Origin of the sequence: Mycobacterium sp. (genome assembly GCF_036488105.1) — a bacterium.
Taxonomy (GTDB): domain Bacteria; phylum Actinomycetota; class Actinomycetes; order Mycobacteriales; family Mycobacteriaceae; genus Mycobacterium.
The window spans coordinates 1-16,979 of sequence record NZ_DASXHW010000566.1 but is presented as its reverse complement, the minus strand read 5'-3'; the positions used below and the strand labels follow the sequence as shown (position 1 = coordinate 16,979).

Here is a 16,979-nt window from a genome sequence, read left to right as displayed (position 1 = left end):
CCATCAGTGCCGCGTGCACGGTATCGATGGGCTGTGGGTGATCGACGGGTCGGTGCTGCCGACCGTCACCAGCCGCGGCCCGCACGCCACCATCGCGATGCTGGGGCATCGGGCCGCGGAGTTCGTCAGCTGAATCGCCGCGCGGTCGGTATCGGGCCGGGCAGGCGCTTTGCGTAGGCTATTCAGATCGGACGAAGGAGGCGGTCAGCATCACCGACAACACCGATCCTCGGCCGGCGCGTTCCCGGGCTCGGTTGCTGGAGGCCGCCACCGCCTTACTTCGCGCCGGCGGGCCGAGCGCAGTCACCGTCGACGCGGTCACTCGTGGCGCCAACGTGGCCCGGGCAACCCTGTACCGCCACTTCCCCAGCGGAAATGAGTTGCTGGCAGCGGCTTTCAGCGGCCTGATCCCGCCGGCGCCAATACCGTCCGAAGACGGCACCCTGCGCGATCGGCTGATCGCGGTGGTACTGGCATTCGGGCAATCGATCGCCGAGGCCCCGGGCATGGTGATGGCGATGAGCTGGCTGGCGCTCGGGCGAGACCTGGAGCAACTGCCGCAATCGCGTCAGACCCGGACCGCCGACAGCCCGGCGATCACCACGCTGCGCCAACGAATCGCCCAGCAGTACGCCGCACCGTTCGACGCGATCTTCGACAGCCCCGAGGCTGCCGAACTGGGTGATATCGACCGCTCGCGGGCGATCGCCCTGCTGATGGGCCCGGTGGTGCTGGGTCGGCTGTCCACCCTGCCGAATTTCGATTACCGGGAGTGCACGCGGGCCGCCGTCGATGGCTTTCTGCACGTGCAGCGCGCCCAGAAACCCGCGCTCAACGCACCTGGTAGCGAATCGGCAGGTGCTTGAGACCGCCGACGAACGTCGTCGAGATGAGCTCTGGGTCTCCGTTGAGCTCAACGGTTTTCAGCCGCGGCAGCAACTCGGTGAAGAAGCTGTTCACTTCCATCCGGGCCAGCGCCGCGCCCAGACAGAAGTGCACCCCGTAGCCGAATGCCAAGTGCTTGTTCGGATCGCGTCCGATGTCGAAGCGGAACGGATCGTCGAATACTTCTTCGTCACGGTTTCCCGAGACGTACGAGAGGTACACCGATTCGCCTTGTGCGACCGGCACCCCGCGTATCGAGGTGTCTGCGGTCGCGGTACGCATGAATTCTTTGACCGGGGTCACCCAGCGGATCATCTCCTCGGTGGCCAGCGGCATCAAATCAAGGTTGTCGCTCAAGCGCTTTCGTTGATCGGGGTTTTCGATGAGGGCTTGCAGACCACCGGCGATAGTCGCGCTGGTGGTGTCGTGGCCCGCGGTAGCGATGATGACGTAGTAGGAAGTGGTGTCGACGTCGGACAGCGGTTCGCCGTCGACACGGGCGTTGGCGATTGCGGAGGCCAGATCCTCGGTCGGTTGCTCGCGGCGCGATGCGGTGAGCGCATTGAAGTAGCCGAGGAATTCGAGCAGCACCTGGAGCTGCTCCTCGAGCGTTGCGCCGCGTTTGAACTCGTCATCGTCGCCGCCGAACAGTTCCTGAGTCAGCGCGAGCATGCGGGGAAAGTCCGACTCCGGCAAGCCCAGCAGCGACATGATCACGAAGAGCGGGTAGTTCACCGCGACCTCTTGCACGAAGTCGCACTCGTTGCCCGCGGCCACCATCTTGTCGACGTAGATCTTGGCCAGTTCGTCGACCCGGATTTTCAGCGCCCGCATCGCCTTCGGGCGAAACCAGTCCGCGCCGATCGCGCGCACCACGCGATGCTGCGGGTCGTCCATGTGGATCAACGTGCGCAATCCCATTCCGGCGTCCAGTTGCTGGCGCGCCATGTCATCGGCGGCAGCGGTGGCCAGCAACGGGCGCGGCTCGTTGACGAACAGATCGTTGGCCCGCTCGATGTGCATGATGTCGGCGTGCTTGGTGATCGCCCAGAACGGCCGGTAGGGCGCGCTGTCGACCAGCGACACCGGGGCATGGGCACGCAGGTGGGTCAGCGCCGCGTGCAACCGCGGTTCATCGGCATACGACGTCGGATCAGCGAAGACCTTCGCGGCCTCGTCAACGATCGGTGCGCTCATCTACCTGTTCACCTGCCGGGTTGATCGGATTTATTGACACGTGTCAGGTTTAAGTCTGCGTGATTGCGGATTATCCGTGAGCACTTTCGGCTTATCCGTAGGCTGTCTTTCCGTGCCGATCCGATCATCTCGTCGCCGCAGGGCCTTGGCCGCCCTGCTGGTGACGGCTGTGACGGCGGTTGCCTGCGGGCAGGGAGCCCTCGTCGCGCCCCGAAAGGTCGAACCGGCGTACGCCGGTCCACTGGATGCCGGCGTCGTGCGTACCGCGATGGGTTCCGTGCGCGGGCAGGTCGCCGCGGATTACCGCTTGTTCCAGAGCATTCCGTATGCGGCGCCGCCGGTGGGGCCGCTGCGGTGGCAGCTACCGCGGCCGGCGGCGCATTGGTCGGGGATGCTGGACGCCACCAAGGCCGGGCCGCAGTGCATGCAGGACACCGGACCCAATCCGCGGGTCGGGAAGCCGACCAGCGAAAACTGCCTGACGCTCAACATCTGGACCCCGGCTCGCGGACAACACAACGACAAGCGCCCGGTGCTGGTGTGGATTCACGGGGGAGGTTTCGTCAACGGCAGCGGCGACATCTATCACGCGCGCTGGCTGGCCGCCAGGGGCCACATCGTCGTCGTCACGATCAACTACCGGCTGGGTGCGCTCGGTTTCCTGGCCCACCCGTCGCTCGGTGCGCCCGGCACGGTGGGCAACTACGGGCTGGCCGACCAGCAGGCCGCGTTGCGCTGGGTCCGCGACAACATCGCCGCGTTCGGTGGCGATCCGCGCAAGGTGACCATCGCCGGCGAATCCGCGGGCGGCATGTCGGTGTGCGATCACCTGGTGGCGCCGGGGTCGGCCGGGCTGTTCCGCGCGGCGATCATCCAGAGCGCGCCGTGTCAGGCGCAGGCCGACCTGGAGTTCGGGCAGCACCAGAGCGTGGATTACGCGGTCGCGGCAGGCTGTCGCAATCCGGCGACTGTCGCGCGGTGTCTGCGTGGGCTGCCGGCGACCCGACTCGAGCGTCCGCCCTGGTACTACTTCATCGGCGACTCCGACGCGCTCTCCGGTCCGGTCACCGGTACGACTGCGCTGCCGGACAATCCGATGGCGGGATTCGCCGCCGACCGGGTAGCCCGAGTTCCGGTGCTGATGGGGGTCAACCACGACGAATTCACGCTTTTCGCGGCGTTGCGGGCGGCGAGGCTGGATCGAGGAGTCCGGCCCGGTGAGTATCCGCATCTGCTCGCCGAGATCTTCGGCGCCGCCGACGGCGCCCCGGTGCTGGCGCACTATCCGCCCGACCACTACGGCGGCGATGCCTCGCTGGCTTACGCAGCGGCGGCCACCGACGGTGTCTTTGCTTGCGCCGCAGACCGATTGGCCGACTCGCTGAGTCGTAACGCGCCGGTATACGCCTACGAGTTCGACGATCCACACGCGCCGGCGCCCAAGCTCTTGCGAGACGCGCCGTTTCCCGTCGGCGCCAGTCACTCCCTGGAGCTGCGGTACCTGTTCAGCATGGGTGGTGCGCAACCGCTGGATCCCGCTCAGCAGATCTTGTCGGACCAGATGATGAGCTATTGGAGCCATTTCGTCATCAATGGCGCACCGAAGGCCGCCGGCCTGCCCGACTGGCCGGCCCAAGATGCTAGCCCCGACCACGACTCTTGGATGTCGTTGCGCCCCGGTGGAAGTCAGCTCATCACCGACTTCGAAGCGGCACATCAGTGTCCGTTCTGGGCGACGCTGGGCAAGTCGTGAGCACACCGGAAGCGATCGGCTTCGCCGAGGGGTGGACCGCGGCCTGGTGCGTCGCGGTCACGGAACGTATCTGGTGGGTGGCTAGCCGACCGGCGTGACCCAGGTGGTGATGTCGGCGTGCACGACTTCGTTTCCGCTCCGATCGGTGATGCTGACCGGCACGACGAGATCGACGCCGTTGGTGATTCGGGTGAAGTCCGGCGGGTCCAGCTGGGCCCGGGCGCGCAGCGACGTGGTGGCCTTCCCGAGGTACTGAACGGTCATCGCCTTCGGTATCCATCGGTGGCTGCGCGGGACGGTGGCTTCCATCAGCATCCCCATCGCCACCTCGGCGGCATTGCAGGACGCGATCGCGTGCACGGTATGTAGGTGGTTGTAGACGAAGAACCACTTCGGAACCCGGACCTCGGCCAGGCCCGGCTCCATCCGCACCACGTGCGGCAGCACCGAAGCAAAGTAGGGAACGCGCGCCATCGCTGCCACCGAAAACAGCCGGCTGCCGCCGGGACGACCGGAAAGGCGCTCCCATGCGGCATACGTGCTGGTCGGGCTGGTCATGCTGGCACACCTTACTCTGGAGTAAGAAACCCGCGCCGGGGCATCCGGCGTGACCGCGCCGCGCGCGGTTTCGCCGCTGATGAGCAGGACCGGTGGCGTGGTCGGGAGGATTTGGCCGATACCGGGATCTAGGGCATACTGTTCGGGTTGCCTTGCGCCGGGTTTACGCCTGGCCGGGCATACGACCGGCGTCCAAACGGACGCCTCCGGTCCCAATCTTGGAACGAGACCAATTCGGTCGCGGACCAGGCTGCGTGAGGGCGACACACCCGACCGCGGGGGCCGGTGGACCAAGACAGGTAAACAGCGGCGCAACAACCGGGCGCGACGCCAGATCGCTTGAGGCGATCGGTGCCCGGCGGGAAACCGGGTCTCGACCTGGAGAGTGAGGAAGCGTGGCGGGACAGAAGATCCGCATCAGGCTCAAGGCCTACGACCACGAGGCCATTGATGCCTCGGCGCGCAAGATCGTCGAGACGGTTGTCCGGACGGGCGCCAGCGTGGTGGGCCCGGTGCCGCTGCCCACTGAGAAAAACGTGTACTGCGTTATTCGCTCACCGCACAAGTACAAAGACTCGCGGGAGCACTTCGAGATGCGCACTCACAAGCGCCTGATCGACATCCTTGACCCGACCCCGAAAACCGTTGACGCGCTGATGCGCATCGATCTGCCTGCCAGCGTCGACGTCAACATCCAGTAGGAGCTGCGAGCAATGGCGAGAAAGGGCATTCTGGGCACCAAGCTGGGCATGACGCAGGTGTTCGACGAGAACAACCGCGTCGTTCCCGTGACGGTGGTCAAGGCCGGGCCGAACGTGGTGACCCGCATCCGTACTCCGGAGGTTGACGGGTACAGCGCGGTGCAGCTGGCCTATGGCGAAATCAGTCCCCGCAAGATCAACAAGCCGCTGACGGGTCAGTACGCCGCCGCCGGGGTCAACCCCCGCCGGCACCTGGCCGAGTTGCGTCTCGACGACGAGTCCGCCGCAGCCGACTATCAGGTCGGGCAGGAGTTGACCGCCGAGATCTTCGCTGCCGGAACCTATGTCGACGTGACCGGCACCTCGAAGGGCAAGGGTTTTGCGGGAACCATGAAGCGTCACGGTTTCCGCGGTCAGGGCGCCAGCCACGGTGCTCAGGCGGTGCACCGTCGTCCGGGCTCCATCGGCGGTTGCGCCACTCCGGCTCGGGTGTTCAAGGGCACCCGGATGGCCGGCCGGATGGGTAGCGACCGGGTGACCACGCAGAACCTCTTGGTGCACTTGGTCGATGCCGAGAACGGCGTGCTGCTGATCAAGGGTGCTGTCCCCGGCCGCACAGGCGGACTCGTCGTCGTCCGCAGCGCGATCAAACGAGGTGAGAAGTAATGGCTGCCGATAAAGCCGCGAAGGCGCTGAAGATCGACGTCAAGACGCCCGCCGGCAAAACCGACGGCTCCGTTGAGTTGCCGGCCGAGCTGTTCGACGCGCCCGCGAACATCGCGCTGATGCACCAGGTGGTCACGGCCCAGCTGGCCGCGGCGCGCCAGGGCACGCATTCGACCAAAACTCGGGCCGAGGTTCGTGGTGGTGGCCGGAAGCCGTACCGGCAGAAGGGCACCGGTCGCGCCCGGCAGGGTTCGACGCGTGCGCCGCAGTTCACCGGTGGTGGTGTCGTGCATGGTCCCCAGCCTCGCGACTACAGCCAGCGCACTCCCAAGAAGATGATCGCCGCCGCGCTGCGCGGTGCGTTGTCTGACCGGGCTCGCAACGGCCGCATCCACGCGATCACCGAGCTGGTGTCGGGGCAGACACCGTCGACCAAGAGCGCCAGGGTTTTTCTGGGCACCCTGACCGATCGCAAGCAGGTGCTGGTGGTCATCGGACGTAGCGACGAGACCGGCGCGAAGAGTGTGCGCAACCTACCCGGTGTGCACATCCTGACGCCGGACCAGCTCAACACCTACGATGTCCTGCGCGCCGACGACGTGGTGTTCTCGGTGGAGGCACTCAACGCCTACATCGAGGCGAATACCCATACCGCTGAGGAGGTTTCGGCCTGATGGCGACCGTCACTGACCCCCGCGACATCATCCTGGCCCCGGTCATCTCGGAGAAGTCCTACGGCCTGATCGACGACAACGTGTACACGTTCCTGGTGCACCCTGACTCGAACAAGACGCAGATCAAGATCGCGATCGAGAAGATCTTTTCGGTCAAGGTGGCCGCGGTGAACACCGCGAACCGCCAGGGCAAGCGCAAGCGCACCAGAAGTGGCTACGGCCAACGGAAGAGCACCAAGCGCGCCATCGTGACGTTGGCGCCCGGCAGCAAGCCGATCGAATTGTTCGGCGCACCTGCGTAGCCGAGGATAGAGAGACTTAACAGACATGGGAATTCGCAAGTACAAGCCGACGACTCCGGGTCGCCGCGGTGCCAGCGTCTCCGATTTCGCCGAGATCACTCGTTCCACTCCGGAGAAGTCGTTGGTTCGGCCGTTGCACGGTCGCGGTGGACGCAACGCGCACGGCCGGATCACCACCCGTCACAAGGGTGGCGGCCACAAGCGGGCCTACCGGGTGATCGACTTCCGTCGCAACGACAAAGACGGCGTCAACGCGAAGGTCGCGCACATCGAGTACGACCCGAACCGCACCGCGAACATCGCGCTGCTGCACTTCTTGGACGGCGAGAAGCGCTACATCATTGCGCCGCAGGGACTTTCCCAGGGCGACGTGGTGGAGTCCGGCGCCAATGCCGACATCAAGCCGGGTAACAACCTGCCGTTGCGCAACATCCCGGCCGGTACGTTGATCCACGCCGTGGAGCTGCGGCCGGGCGGTGGAGCCAAGATGGCTCGCTCGGCGGGATCCAGCATCCAATTGCTCGGTAAGGAAGGCACTTACGCCTCGCTGCGTATGCCTAGTGGTGAGATCCGCCGTGTCGACGTGCGCTGCCGCGCCACCGTCGGCGAGGTGGGTAACGCCGAGCAGGCCAACATCAACTGGGGCAAGGCCGGGCGTATGCGCTGGAAGGGCAAGCGCCCCACGGTCCGTGGTGTGGTGATGAACCCGGTGGACCACCCGCACGGTGGTGGTGAGGGTAAGACCTCCGGTGGTCGCCACCCGGTCAGCCCCTGGGGTAAGCCGGAAGGCCGCACCCGCAAGGGCCGCAAGCCCAGCGACAAGCTCATCGTCCGACGCCGGCGCACCGGCAAGAAATCGCGCTAGGAGCAGCCGATGCCACGCAGCCTTAAGAAGGGTCCGTTCGTCGACGGCCATCTGCTCAAGAAGGTCGACGTCCAGAACGAGAAGAACACCAAGCAGGTCATCAAGACCTGGTCGCGGCGTTCGACCATCATTCCCGACTTCATCGGTCACACGTTCGCGGTCCACGACGGCCGCAAGCACGTGCCGGTGTTCGTCACCGAATCGATGGTGGGCCACAAACTCGGTGAGTTCGCGCCGACGCGCACCTTCAAGGGACACATCAAAGACGACCGGAAGGCCAAGCGGCGATGAGCACGGCTACTGAATATCCTTCGGCGGTCGCCAAAGCGCGGTTCGTGCGGGTGTCGCCGAGCAAGGCGCGCCGGGTGATCGACCTGGTCCGCGGCAAGTCGGTGGCCGACGCGCTCGACATCCTGCGCTGGGCGCCGCAGGCGGCCAGCGAGCCGGTGGCAAAGGTCATCGCCAGCGCTGCGGCCAACGCGCAGAACAACAACGGCCTGGACCCGTCGACTCTGGTGGTGGCCAGCGTCTACGCCGACGATGGCCCGACCGCCAAGCGGATCCGTCCGCGCGCCCAGGGCCGCGCATTCCGGATCCGTCGCCGCACCAGCCACATCACCGTTGTGGTGGAGAGCCGTCCGTCGAAGGACGCGCGGGGCTCGCAGTCGGCGAGCGCGACCCGCGCCCGTCGCGCGCAGGCCAGCAAGGCTGCCGCGGGCAACGCACCGGCCAAGAAGGCTCCCGCCAAGAAGGCCCCCGCCAAGAAGGCGGCCGCCGACAAGGCGCCGGCCAAGAAAGCAACGGCCGAGAAGGTGCCGGCCAAGAAAGCGTCCCCCAAAAAGACAACTGAAGCGAAGGCATCCGCCGCGAAGTCCGCTGGGACTGAAGCGACTTCGGATGCGAAGGGAGGCTCGCAGTAGTGGGCCAGAAGATCAATCCGCACGGATTCCGGCTCGGTATCACCACCGAGTGGAAGTCTCGGTGGTACGCGGACAAGCAATACGCGGACTACATCAAGGAAGACGTGGCGATCCGCAAGTTGCTGTCGACCGGCTTGGAGCGCGCCGGCATCGCCGACGTTGAGATCGAGCGCACCCGCGACCGGGTCCGAGTGGACATCCACACTGCTCGGCCGGGCATCGTCATCGGTCGTCGTGGTACCGAGGCCGACCGCATCCGTGCCGACCTGGAGAAGCTGACCGGCAAGCAGGTGCAGCTCAACATCCTCGAGGTGAAAAACCCTGAGTCGGTAGCACAGTTGGTGGCACAGGGCGTCGCCGAGCAGCTGAGCAACCGGGTGGCGTTCCGTCGCGCGATGCGCAAAGCGATCCAATCGGCGATGCGTCAGCCCAACGTCAAGGGCATCCGGGTGCAGTGCTCCGGTCGTCTCGGCGGCGCCGAAATGAGCCGCTCGGAGTTCTACCGCGAAGGCCGGGTGCCGCTGCACACGCTGCGTGCCGACATCGACTACGGCCTGTACGAGGCCAAGACCACCTTCGGCCGGATCGGTGTGAAGGTGTGGATCTACAAGGGCGACATCGTCGGTGGCAAGCGCGAGCTGGTTGCGCCGTCCGCCGGCGCCGAGCGTCCCCGCCGCGAGCGCCCGTCGGGCACCCGTCCGCGCCGTAGCGGATCCGCCGGAACCACGGCGACCAGTACCGAAGCCGGACGCGCCGCGTCGAGTGCCGAGGAGACTTCTGTTCCGCCAGCCGCGGCACCAGTTGAGGCGCCGGCTGTCGAGGCGCAGAGTACGGAGAGCTGAATCATGTTGATTCCCCGCAGAGTCAAGCACCGCAAGCAACACCACCCGCGCCAGCGCGGGATTGCCAGCGGTGGCACATCGGTGAGCTTCGGCGACTACGGCATCCAAGCGCTGGAGCACGCCTACATCACCAACCGTCAGATCGAGTCCGCTCGTATCGCCATCAACCGGCACATCAAGCGTGGCGGCAAGGTGTGGATCAACATCTTCCCGGATCGTCCGCTGACCAAGAAGCCCGCCGAAACCCGCATGGGTTCCGGAAAGGGATCGCCGGAATGGTGGATTGCGAACGTCAAGCCGGGTCGCGTGCTGTTCGAGCTCAGCTACCCCAACGAGCAGACCGCCCGGGAGGCGCTGACCCGCGCGATCCACAAGCTGCCGATCAAGGCACGCATCGTTACCCGAGAGGAGCAGTTCTGATGGCAGTGGGAATTTCGCCTGGCGAACTGCGCGAGCTCAACGACGACGAGCTGATCGAGAAGCTGCGCGAATCCAAGGAAGAGCTGTTCAACCTGCGCTTCCAGATGGCGACAGGTCAGATGAGCAACAACCGTCGGCTGCGCGTTGTCCGTCATGAGATCGCACGGATCTACACCGTGCTACGTGAACGCGAACTCGGCCTGGCTTCTGGGCCCAATGGTGAGGAATCGTAATGGCAGAGGCGAAGAAGGCGGCACCGGCGAAGGCGGCCAAGGCTGCTCCCAAGGCTGGCGCCACAAAAGACGGCAATGCCAAGGGGCCCAAGCACACTCCGGCCACCCCGAAGCCGCGCGGTCGGCGTAAGACCCGCATCGGCTACGTGGTGAGCGACAAGATGCAGAATACCATTGTGGTCGAGCTGGAAGACCGTATGCGCCACCCGCTGTACGGCAAGATCATCCGGACCACCAAGAAGGTCACGGCGCACGACGAGCACGGCGACGCCGGCATCGGCGACCGCGTATCGCTGATGGAGACTCGTCCGCTGTCGGCCACCAAGCGCTGGCGGCTCGTCGAGATCCTGGAGAAGGCTAAGTAATCTCGCCGGCCGGTGAGCCCGCGAGCTCACGGTACGCAGGATCCAGGCGTCGCACCCGGTCGCCTCTGAAGACGGCGTCGGATCGCGGCGCGGGACCGCTGGGATTCGCCGGCACGGTGTCGAATGCCGGCGAGCAAGCGGCCGGACTGGCCACGCTGTCCAGCGACGATTTCGGCGGGGGCCCAATATGCCGATGCTGCCGCACACCTGGACGCAGGGAGAGCGGACAGAGCCGCGTTAGCCACCGCGGCGGCGTGACCGTTCGTCATCGCGATGTTGGCCGACTGTTCGGCGCAGCGGTGTAATCTGCATCCGGAATCCCGGGGGTCCACTACGAGAGTGAGGCCAGCGATGGCTACCGAGTTCAACGGCAAGATCGAATTGGATATCCGTGATTCGGAACCGGATTGGGGCCCATTCGCTGCGCCGACCGCGCCGCAGGGTGCGCCCAACATCCTTTACCTGGTGTGGGACGACACGGGCATCGCGACCTGGGACTGCTTCGGGGGCCTGGTGGAGATGCCGGCGATGACGCGCATCGCCGAGCGCGGAGTGCGACTGTCACAGTTCCACACCACGGCGCTGTGCTCACCGACGCGGGCGTCGCTGCTGACCGGTCGCAACGCCACCACGGTCGGCATGGCGATGATCGAAGAGTTCACCGAGGGCTTCCCCAATTCCAACGGTCGCATCCCGTTCGAAACCGCTTTGCTGTCTGAGGTCTTGGCCGAACAGGGGTACAACACCTACTGCGTCGGCAAGTGGCATCTGACGCCACTCGAGGAGTCCAACCTGGCGTCGACCAAGCGACACTGGCCGACCTCGCGTGGTTTCGAACGCTTCTACGGATTCATGGGCGGCGAGACCGACCAGTGGTATCCGGACCTGGTGTACGACAACCACCCGGTGAATCCGCCCGGCACCCCGGAGGACGGCTACCACCTGTCGAAGGACCTCGCGGACAAGACAATTGAGTTCATTCGCGACGCCAAGGTGATCGCACCCGACAAGCCGTGGTTCAGCTACGTTTGCCCCGGCGCCGGCCATGCCCCACATCATGTTTTCCAGGAGTGGGCGGACCGTTACGCCGGCAAGTTCGACATGGGTTATGAGCGCTACCGAGAGATCGTTCTGGACAGGCAGAAGTCGATGGGCATCGTGCCGCAGGACACCGAACTGTCGCCGGTCAACCCCTATCTCGATGTCAAGGGACCCGAGGGTCAGCCGTGGCCGTTGCAGGACACGGTGCGGCCCTGGGACTCACTCAACGATGAGGAGAAGAGGTTGTTCAGCCGGATGGCCGAGGTGTTCGCCGGTTTCCTCAGCTACACCGACGCCCAGATCGGCCGGATTCTGGACTACCTCGAGGAATCCGGACAGCTGGACAACACCCTTATCGTGGTGATCTCCGATAACGGCGCCAGTGGTGAGGGCGGTCCCAATGGATCGGTGAACGAGGGCAAGTTTTTCAACGGCTACATCGACACCGTCGAAGAGAGCATGAAGGTCTTCGACCATCTCGGTGGGCCGCAGACCTACAACCATTATCCGATCGGTTGGGCGATGGCCTTCAACACGCCCTATAAGCTCTACAAGAGGTACGCCTCGCATGAGGGTGGGATCGCGGACACCGCAATTGTCTCGTGGCCCAACACAATTGCGGCGCACGGTGAGGTCCGGGACAACTACGTCAACGTGTGTGACGTCACCCCGACCGTCTACGACCTGCTGAACATCCAACCGCCGGAGACTGTGAAGGGTGTCCCGCAGAAGCCGCTGGACGGTGTGAGTTTCAAAGCGGCTCTTACTGATCCGTCGGCCAACACCGGCAAAGAGACTCAGTTTTACACCATGCTGGGCACTCGCGGGATCTGGCACAACGGCTGGTTCGCCAATACCGTCCACGCCGCGACACCGGCCGGCTGGGGCCATTTCGACGCCGATCGCTGGGAGCTCTTCCACATCGAAGCCGACCGCAGCCAGTGCCACGACTTGGCCGGGGAGAATCCCGACAAGCTGGAAGAACTCAAGGCGTTGTGGTTTTCTGAGGCGGCGAAATACAACGGGTTGCCGTTGTCGGACCTCAACATCTTCGAGACGTTGACGCGCATACGGCCATACCTGGCGAGCGAACGGGACAGCTACACGTACTATCCCGACTGCGCCGAAGTGGCCACCGGCGCCGCGCCCGAGATCCGCGGCCGCTCGTTCGCGGTACTCGCCGACGTCACCGTCGACAGCACCGGCGCCGAAGGCGTGCTGTTCAAGCAGGGCGGCGCGCACGGCGGGTACGTCCTGTTCATTCAGGACGGACGGCTGCACTACGTCTACAACTTCCTCGGTGAGCGCCTGCAGGAGGTGTCCTCGTCGCAGGCGGTACCGCTGGGCCGGCATCTCTTCGGCGCTCGGTACGCTCGCACCGGCACGGTGCAGAACAGTCACACGCCGCTTGGCGAGGTCACGCTGTTCATCGATGACGCGACAGTCGGCACGCTGGCCGACGTGCAGTCGCATCCGGGGACCTTCGGATTAGCGGGTGCCGGCGTCACGGTCGGACGCAACGCTGGTTCGGCGGTGTCCAGCCGGTACAAGGCGCCGTTCGTGTTCAGCGGCGGCACCATCGCGCAGGTCACCGTCGATCTGTCCGGCCGGCCATACCAGGACGTGGAAAAAGAAATGGCGCTGGCGTTTTCGCGTGACTGAGCTGCGCTCGAGGTCTCTTCGGGTGTTGCCGGGAATGGCCGCTCTGGCGATCGCCGTGCTGTCGGGTTGCGACCGGACCATCGACGGGGTCGCTGCCTGGACCGGTGGGTCCGCGCAATCCGCAACCGGGTCGCATCACCCCACCAAGGGCGACCGCACACCCGCTCCCGGGATCGAGACGACGTTGCCGGAGCACATTCCGCCCAATGCATTCGTCTGCTTCCCGGGGCCGGCCGGGATCGGCATCGGCACCGTCGCTCAGGTGTCCGATCCGGCCGCGCCGAGGATCACGCTGACGGTGCCAGAAGCCTGGACCAGTGAGCCGGGGCAAGGCGATGTGGCGTTGTCCCTCAGCGGGCCCGACGGCATGACCGGCGAGGTGACCATCACCGTGACTGCCCGCGATCCGGCGTCGGCCTTCGCCGATTACGTTGCCACGCTGGCGCGTTCGAAGCCCGACTTTCAGGTCGACACCGTAGGGGTCAAGTTCTGCGGATACAGCAGCCAGAAGCTCAGCGGAACATTCCGCGGACCCCAGGGTGCCGTGGAGTTCGCCGACCGCATCACCCACATCTGGACCAACACGGGACAATATCTGGTCGCCGTTCACCTGGAGGGGCCGCAGGATGCGCCGGGTTTCGGTGCCGCCAAAGCCGCGCTGATGCAAGAGTTCTCCGTCGTCATACCCTGAACCCATGCCCACCGAGCTCGTCGACCTGCCATCCGGGTCATTTCGAATGGGCTCGACGAGCTTCTACCCCGAGGAAGCGCCGACCCACACCGTGACCGTCGACGCTTTCTCGATCGAGCGGCATCCGGTGACCAACGCCCAATTCGCCGAGTTCGTGAGGGCCACGGGGTATGTGACGGTAGCCGAGCAGCCCATCGACCCGTCGCTTTACCCGGGCGCCGATCCGGCCGAACTGCATTCTGGCGCAATGGTTTTCCGCCCCACGCCAGGTCCGGTCGACTTGCGGGACTGGCGGCAATGGTGGGTTTGGGTGCCGGGTGCCAGCTGGCGGCATCCATTCGGGCCGGACAGCGACGTCGCCGACCGGGCCGATCATCCGGTGGTACAAGTGGCGTATCCCGATGCCGCAGCGTATGCGCGCTGGGCCGGCCGACGGCTGCCGACCGAAGCCGAATGGGAGTACGCCGCGCGCGGCGGGGCCGGCACCACCTACGCGTGGGGCGACCACGAGAAGCCCGGCGGCAAGCCGATGGCCAACACCTGGCAGGGCCGCTTTCCCTATCGCAACGACGGGGCACTCGGTTGGGTCGGCACCTCGCCGGTGGCCGAGTTCCCCCCAAACGGCTTCGGTCTCTTCGACATGATCGGCAATGTCTGGGAGTGGACGACGACCGAATACTCAGCTCACCATCGGCTGGACGCGCCACCCAAATCCTGTTGTGCGCCAACGGGACCCGCGGACCCGACGATCGCGCAGACGCTCAAGGGTGGCTCACACCTGTGCGCCCCCGAGTACTGCCACCGGTATCGGCCGGCTGCGCGCTCGCCGCAGTCGCAGGACACCGCGACTACCCACATCGGGTTCCGGTGTGTGGGCGATTCGCCCGCCGGATCACCTGATGGCGTCGGCCGCGTCTGAAACCTTCGCCTGGAAGTTGGGCGGCAGCGGGATGTAGCCGTTCTTGTCCAGGTCGATCTGGCCGGGCCCGAGCGTGGCCTGCAGAGCCGCTCTGACAGCCATACCGGTCTGCGGGTCGGGGTATTTCGAGCAGACGATCTCGTAGGTCGCCATCACGATCGGATAGACGTCGTCCTGGCTGGGGACATAGAACGACGAGAGGTCGAGCACGAGGTTGTTGCCCTTGCCGACGATCTTGGCCCCGGCGATGGTCTTGCCGACGGAGTCGGTGCCGATGCGCACCGGCCGCCTTGACTTGCGACTGCCCGGGGTCTTGATCTCCGCGGCGAACAGTCCTTCCTCCATCGCGAACGACAACTCGTTGTAGGTGATCGCACCCTGGGTGTTCTTCACCGCCGACGAGGTGCCGTCGTTGCCCTTGGCACCGATTCCGACACCACCTTTGAACTCTTTGCCGGTGCCCTGGGTCCAGGCTCCGCCGGATGCGGCCCGCAGGTAGGCCTGGAAATTGTCGGTGGTGCCGGATTTGTCGCTGCGGTAGATGACGTGGATGTCCCCTGGCGGCATGGAGGCGTTGAGCGCGGTGAGGGCCGGGTCGTCCCAGCGGGTGATGCTGCCGTTGAAGATCCTGGCCAGCGATTGCGCGTCGAGCACCAGGAAATCGAGGGGGAGGTTGTAGGTGATGGCCAGCGGGCCGAAGACCACCGGCAGGTTCCACGCGTCGGCCCCGCCGCAGCGCCGCTTGGCGGCGGCGTATTGGTCGTCGCCGAGCGGAGTGTCCGATCCGGCGAAATCGCTCTTGCCGGCCAGGAAATCGGCGATTCCGGCACCCGAGCCGTTCGCGGTGTAGTTCAGGCTGTGCCCGGGGCAGGACTTGCTGTAGGCGCTGACGAACCGCTTCATCGCGTTGGCTTGCGCGGTGGAGCCGCTGGCCGATATCGCCGACTTACCGCCGCAGTTCACCACCACGCTTGCGTAGGCCGTGCTGGTGTGCGGGACCTCGCATCCCGACAGCACTGTGGCGCCAGCAGCCAGCAAACTGATCGCAGCGGCGAATCGTCTGTGCTTCATGTTGGTTGCCTCACCCCGGACGTCGACACATTTGTTGAGAATTACGGCTCACGATTCGAGCGCGCGAACCGACGTAAGATTAGCCGGTCGAAGGGCGAACTGTCCCGTCCCATCGGCGAATTCATGTTTTCCGTCCACCTTCCTGAACTGCGAGTTACCGCCGGGTGGCCAGTGGATGACGAGATTCGGGCACCCTGTCCCTCATCATTCTTTCGCCGCGCGATCGGCACCTTCGTTCGCTAACGTGACCCAGGTGTTGCCCCGACAGGCTGACGTCCATGACGCAGTCCCAGTCCGCTCGCGGCAAGTAGTCCCGAATCTCCGGGACCGCGGCGAGCAATGATCGTTCAGACTCCGTCGGAAGCCTCATCGGCACCGGAGGAGAAGCGGGAGCGGCAGCGGCCCCGCATCGTTATCGGTGTGGTCATCGTGCTGATCGTCATCGGCGCCTACGCTCTTTCGCTTTTCGGCGTTCACTTGCTGCAAAAGTCAGAGGGGCCGCTTCCGCCGCTGGACATCAGCCAGGCCGGGCCCGATGAGACGGTTGTGCAGATTCGGCTCGAGGAGTTGAAGTCCACGACGAATCGCCTCACGGTGAACGTGCTCATCTATCCGGGCGAGTCGCTGGAGGACAAACGCTTCGAAGAGTTGAACACCGATATCGCTGTGCGGCTATATCCGCCCAACGACCTGGGTGATCTGAAATACCCGGCAGGCAAGGCGCCGGCGCAGGTCAGCACCACGATCGAGGCGAACGGTGATCCCGGCGCCTGGCCATTTGACTCCTATCGCACCGAGCCGATCTCGGCGGACGTCTTCGTCGGGAATGGCGTCGAACGCAAGCGACTCCCGGCTCTTGTTCAGGTGACCGGAGCGATGGACGGCTGGGACGCGAGCGTCGCCCGCAACAGCGACACCAGTGAAACCGGAAGCCACAACACCAGCAATGTGATCGTCACGCTGCACCGGGCCAAGGGGCCGCTGATCTTCGACCTCGGCATCATCCTGGTCTTGATCAGCCTGCCGACCCTGGCGCTGGTGGTGGCCATTCCGATGGCGATAGGTCGGCGAAAGTTCGTGCCGCCGTTCGCCACCTGGTACGCGGCGAACTTGTTCGCGATCGTTCCGTTGCGAAATATTCTTCCCGGTGCGCCGCCGCCGGGTTCGATGATCGACCAGGCGCTGGTGCAGTGGGTGCTGCTCGCGCTGGCGAC

The 16,979-nt window shown here is 65.4% G+C and carries 21 protein-coding genes and 1 pseudogene; 19 read left to right on the top strand and 3 right to left on the bottom strand.

Features of this window, described 5'->3' with window-relative positions:
- The coding region (locus tag VGH54_RS29860; protein WP_331515795.1) for a GMC oxidoreductase at positions 1–133 on the top strand (133 nt) is incomplete at its 5' end.
- A gap of 121 nt (positions 134–254) precedes the next feature.
- Positions 255–866 (top strand): helix-turn-helix domain-containing protein, encoded by a 612-nt coding sequence (locus VGH54_RS29855; RefSeq protein WP_331515794.1) that lies wholly within the window; start codon positions 255–257, stop codon positions 864–866.
- Here the strand turns inward: VGH54_RS29855 and VGH54_RS29850 are convergent.
- Entirely contained in the window at positions 832–2,082 is a 1,251-nt protein-coding gene (locus VGH54_RS29850) for a cytochrome P450 (protein WP_331515793.1), read from the bottom strand. The genes VGH54_RS29855 and VGH54_RS29850 overlap by 35 nt on opposite strands.
- A 112-nt stretch (positions 2,083–2,194) precedes the next feature.
- Between VGH54_RS29850 and VGH54_RS29845 the strand changes: the two genes are divergently transcribed.
- Positions 2,195–3,835 carry a carboxylesterase/lipase family protein gene (locus VGH54_RS29845; protein WP_331515792.1) on the top strand — a complete coding sequence of 547 codons (1,641 nt, stop codon included), beginning with the start codon at positions 2,195–2,197 and terminating at the stop codon, positions 3,833–3,835.
- Between the two features lie 81 nt (positions 3,836–3,916).
- Here VGH54_RS29845 and VGH54_RS29840 read toward each other — a convergent pair whose 3' ends face one another.
- Positions 3,917–4,393, bottom strand: a complete 477-nt coding sequence (locus VGH54_RS29840) for a hotdog fold domain-containing protein (RefSeq protein WP_331515791.1) — start codon at positions 4,391–4,393, stop codon at positions 3,917–3,919.
- A gap of 395 nt (positions 4,394–4,788) precedes the next feature.
- Between VGH54_RS29840 and rpsJ the strand changes: the two genes are divergently transcribed.
- From rpsJ to VGH54_RS29765, 15 genes and pseudogenes are all read left to right on the top strand, one after another.
- Positions 4,789–5,094 carry a 30S ribosomal protein S10 gene (rpsJ, locus tag VGH54_RS29835; RefSeq protein ID WP_003873519.1) on the top strand — a complete coding sequence of 102 codons (306 nt, stop codon included), beginning with the start codon at positions 4,789–4,791 and terminating at the stop codon, positions 5,092–5,094.
- 12 nt (positions 5,095–5,106) lie between these two features.
- Positions 5,107–5,760: a 50S ribosomal protein L3 gene (gene rplC, locus VGH54_RS29830; RefSeq protein WP_331515790.1), complete on the top strand. Its 654-nt coding sequence runs from the start codon at positions 5,107–5,109 to the stop codon at positions 5,758–5,760.
- Positions 5,760–6,434 (top strand): 50S ribosomal protein L4, encoded by a 675-nt coding sequence (gene rplD, locus VGH54_RS29825; protein WP_331515789.1) that lies wholly within the window; start codon positions 5,760–5,762, stop codon positions 6,432–6,434. Before rplC ends, rplD begins: the two co-directional genes overlap by 1 nt.
- Positions 6,434–6,736 carry a 50S ribosomal protein L23 gene (gene rplW, locus VGH54_RS29820; RefSeq protein WP_331515788.1) on the top strand — a complete coding sequence of 101 codons (303 nt, stop codon included), beginning with the start codon at positions 6,434–6,436 and terminating at the stop codon, positions 6,734–6,736. The genes rplD and rplW overlap by 1 nt, the downstream gene beginning before the upstream one ends.
- 25 nt (positions 6,737–6,761) lie before the next feature.
- Positions 6,762–7,601, top strand: a complete 840-nt coding sequence (rplB, locus tag VGH54_RS29815; protein WP_331515787.1) for a 50S ribosomal protein L2 — start codon at positions 6,762–6,764, stop codon at positions 7,599–7,601.
- Between the two features lie 9 nt (positions 7,602–7,610).
- The gene (gene rpsS / locus VGH54_RS29810) at positions 7,611–7,892 is read left to right on the top strand and encodes a 30S ribosomal protein S19 (protein ID WP_066951921.1); all 282 of its coding nucleotides are present in this window, start codon (positions 7,611–7,613) and stop codon (positions 7,890–7,892) included.
- Positions 7,889–8,521, top strand: a complete 633-nt coding sequence (gene rplV, locus VGH54_RS29805) for a 50S ribosomal protein L22 (RefSeq protein ID WP_331515786.1) — start codon at positions 7,889–7,891, stop codon at positions 8,519–8,521. The genes rpsS and rplV overlap by 4 nt, the downstream gene beginning before the upstream one ends.
- Complete coding sequence (gene rpsC / locus VGH54_RS29800) at positions 8,521–9,363, top strand: 30S ribosomal protein S3 (RefSeq protein WP_331515785.1); 843 nt, start codon at positions 8,521–8,523, stop codon at positions 9,361–9,363. Before rplV ends, rpsC begins: the two co-directional genes overlap by 1 nt.
- Positions 9,364–9,366: 3 nt before the next feature.
- Positions 9,367–9,783 carry a 50S ribosomal protein L16 gene (gene rplP, locus VGH54_RS29795; protein ID WP_331515784.1) on the top strand — a complete coding sequence of 139 codons (417 nt, stop codon included), beginning with the start codon at positions 9,367–9,369 and terminating at the stop codon, positions 9,781–9,783.
- Entirely contained in the window at positions 9,783–10,016 is a 234-nt protein-coding gene (gene rpmC / locus VGH54_RS29790) for a 50S ribosomal protein L29 (protein ID WP_331515783.1), read from the top strand. Before rplP ends, rpmC begins: the two co-directional genes overlap by 1 nt.
- Entirely contained in the window at positions 10,016–10,381 is a 366-nt protein-coding gene (gene rpsQ, locus VGH54_RS29785) for a 30S ribosomal protein S17 (RefSeq protein WP_331515782.1), read from the top strand. Before rpmC ends, rpsQ begins: the two co-directional genes overlap by 1 nt.
- A gap of 8 nt (positions 10,382–10,389) precedes the next feature.
- Positions 10,390–10,622, top strand: a pseudogene (locus VGH54_RS29780) (hypothetical protein); the annotation flags it as partial.
- A 110-nt stretch (positions 10,623–10,732) separates the two neighbouring features.
- Positions 10,733–13,084, top strand: a complete 2,352-nt coding sequence (locus tag VGH54_RS29775; protein ID WP_331515781.1) for an arylsulfatase — start codon at positions 10,733–10,735, stop codon at positions 13,082–13,084.
- The gene (locus VGH54_RS29770; RefSeq protein ID WP_331515780.1) at positions 13,077–13,775 is read left to right on the top strand and encodes a hypothetical protein; all 699 of its coding nucleotides are present in this window, start codon (positions 13,077–13,079) and stop codon (positions 13,773–13,775) included. The genes VGH54_RS29775 and VGH54_RS29770 overlap by 8 nt, the downstream gene beginning before the upstream one ends.
- 4 nt (positions 13,776–13,779) lie before the next feature.
- A complete protein-coding gene (locus VGH54_RS29765) occupies positions 13,780–14,694 on the top strand; it encodes a formylglycine-generating enzyme family protein (protein ID WP_331515779.1) in 915 nt (304 codons plus the stop codon).
- On the opposite strand, the gene pstS is transcribed toward VGH54_RS29765, so the two are convergent.
- Complete coding sequence (gene pstS / locus VGH54_RS29760) at positions 14,668–15,765, bottom strand: phosphate ABC transporter substrate-binding protein PstS (RefSeq protein WP_331515778.1); 1,098 nt, start codon at positions 15,763–15,765, stop codon at positions 14,668–14,670. The two genes, VGH54_RS29765 and pstS, sit on opposite strands and share 27 nt — an antisense overlap.
- A 339-nt stretch (positions 15,766–16,104) precedes the next feature.
- Between pstS and VGH54_RS29755 the strand changes: the two genes are divergently transcribed.
- Positions 16,105–16,979 (top strand): DUF4436 domain-containing protein (locus VGH54_RS29755; RefSeq protein WP_331515777.1); only part of this gene is annotated, 875 nt, incomplete at its 3' end.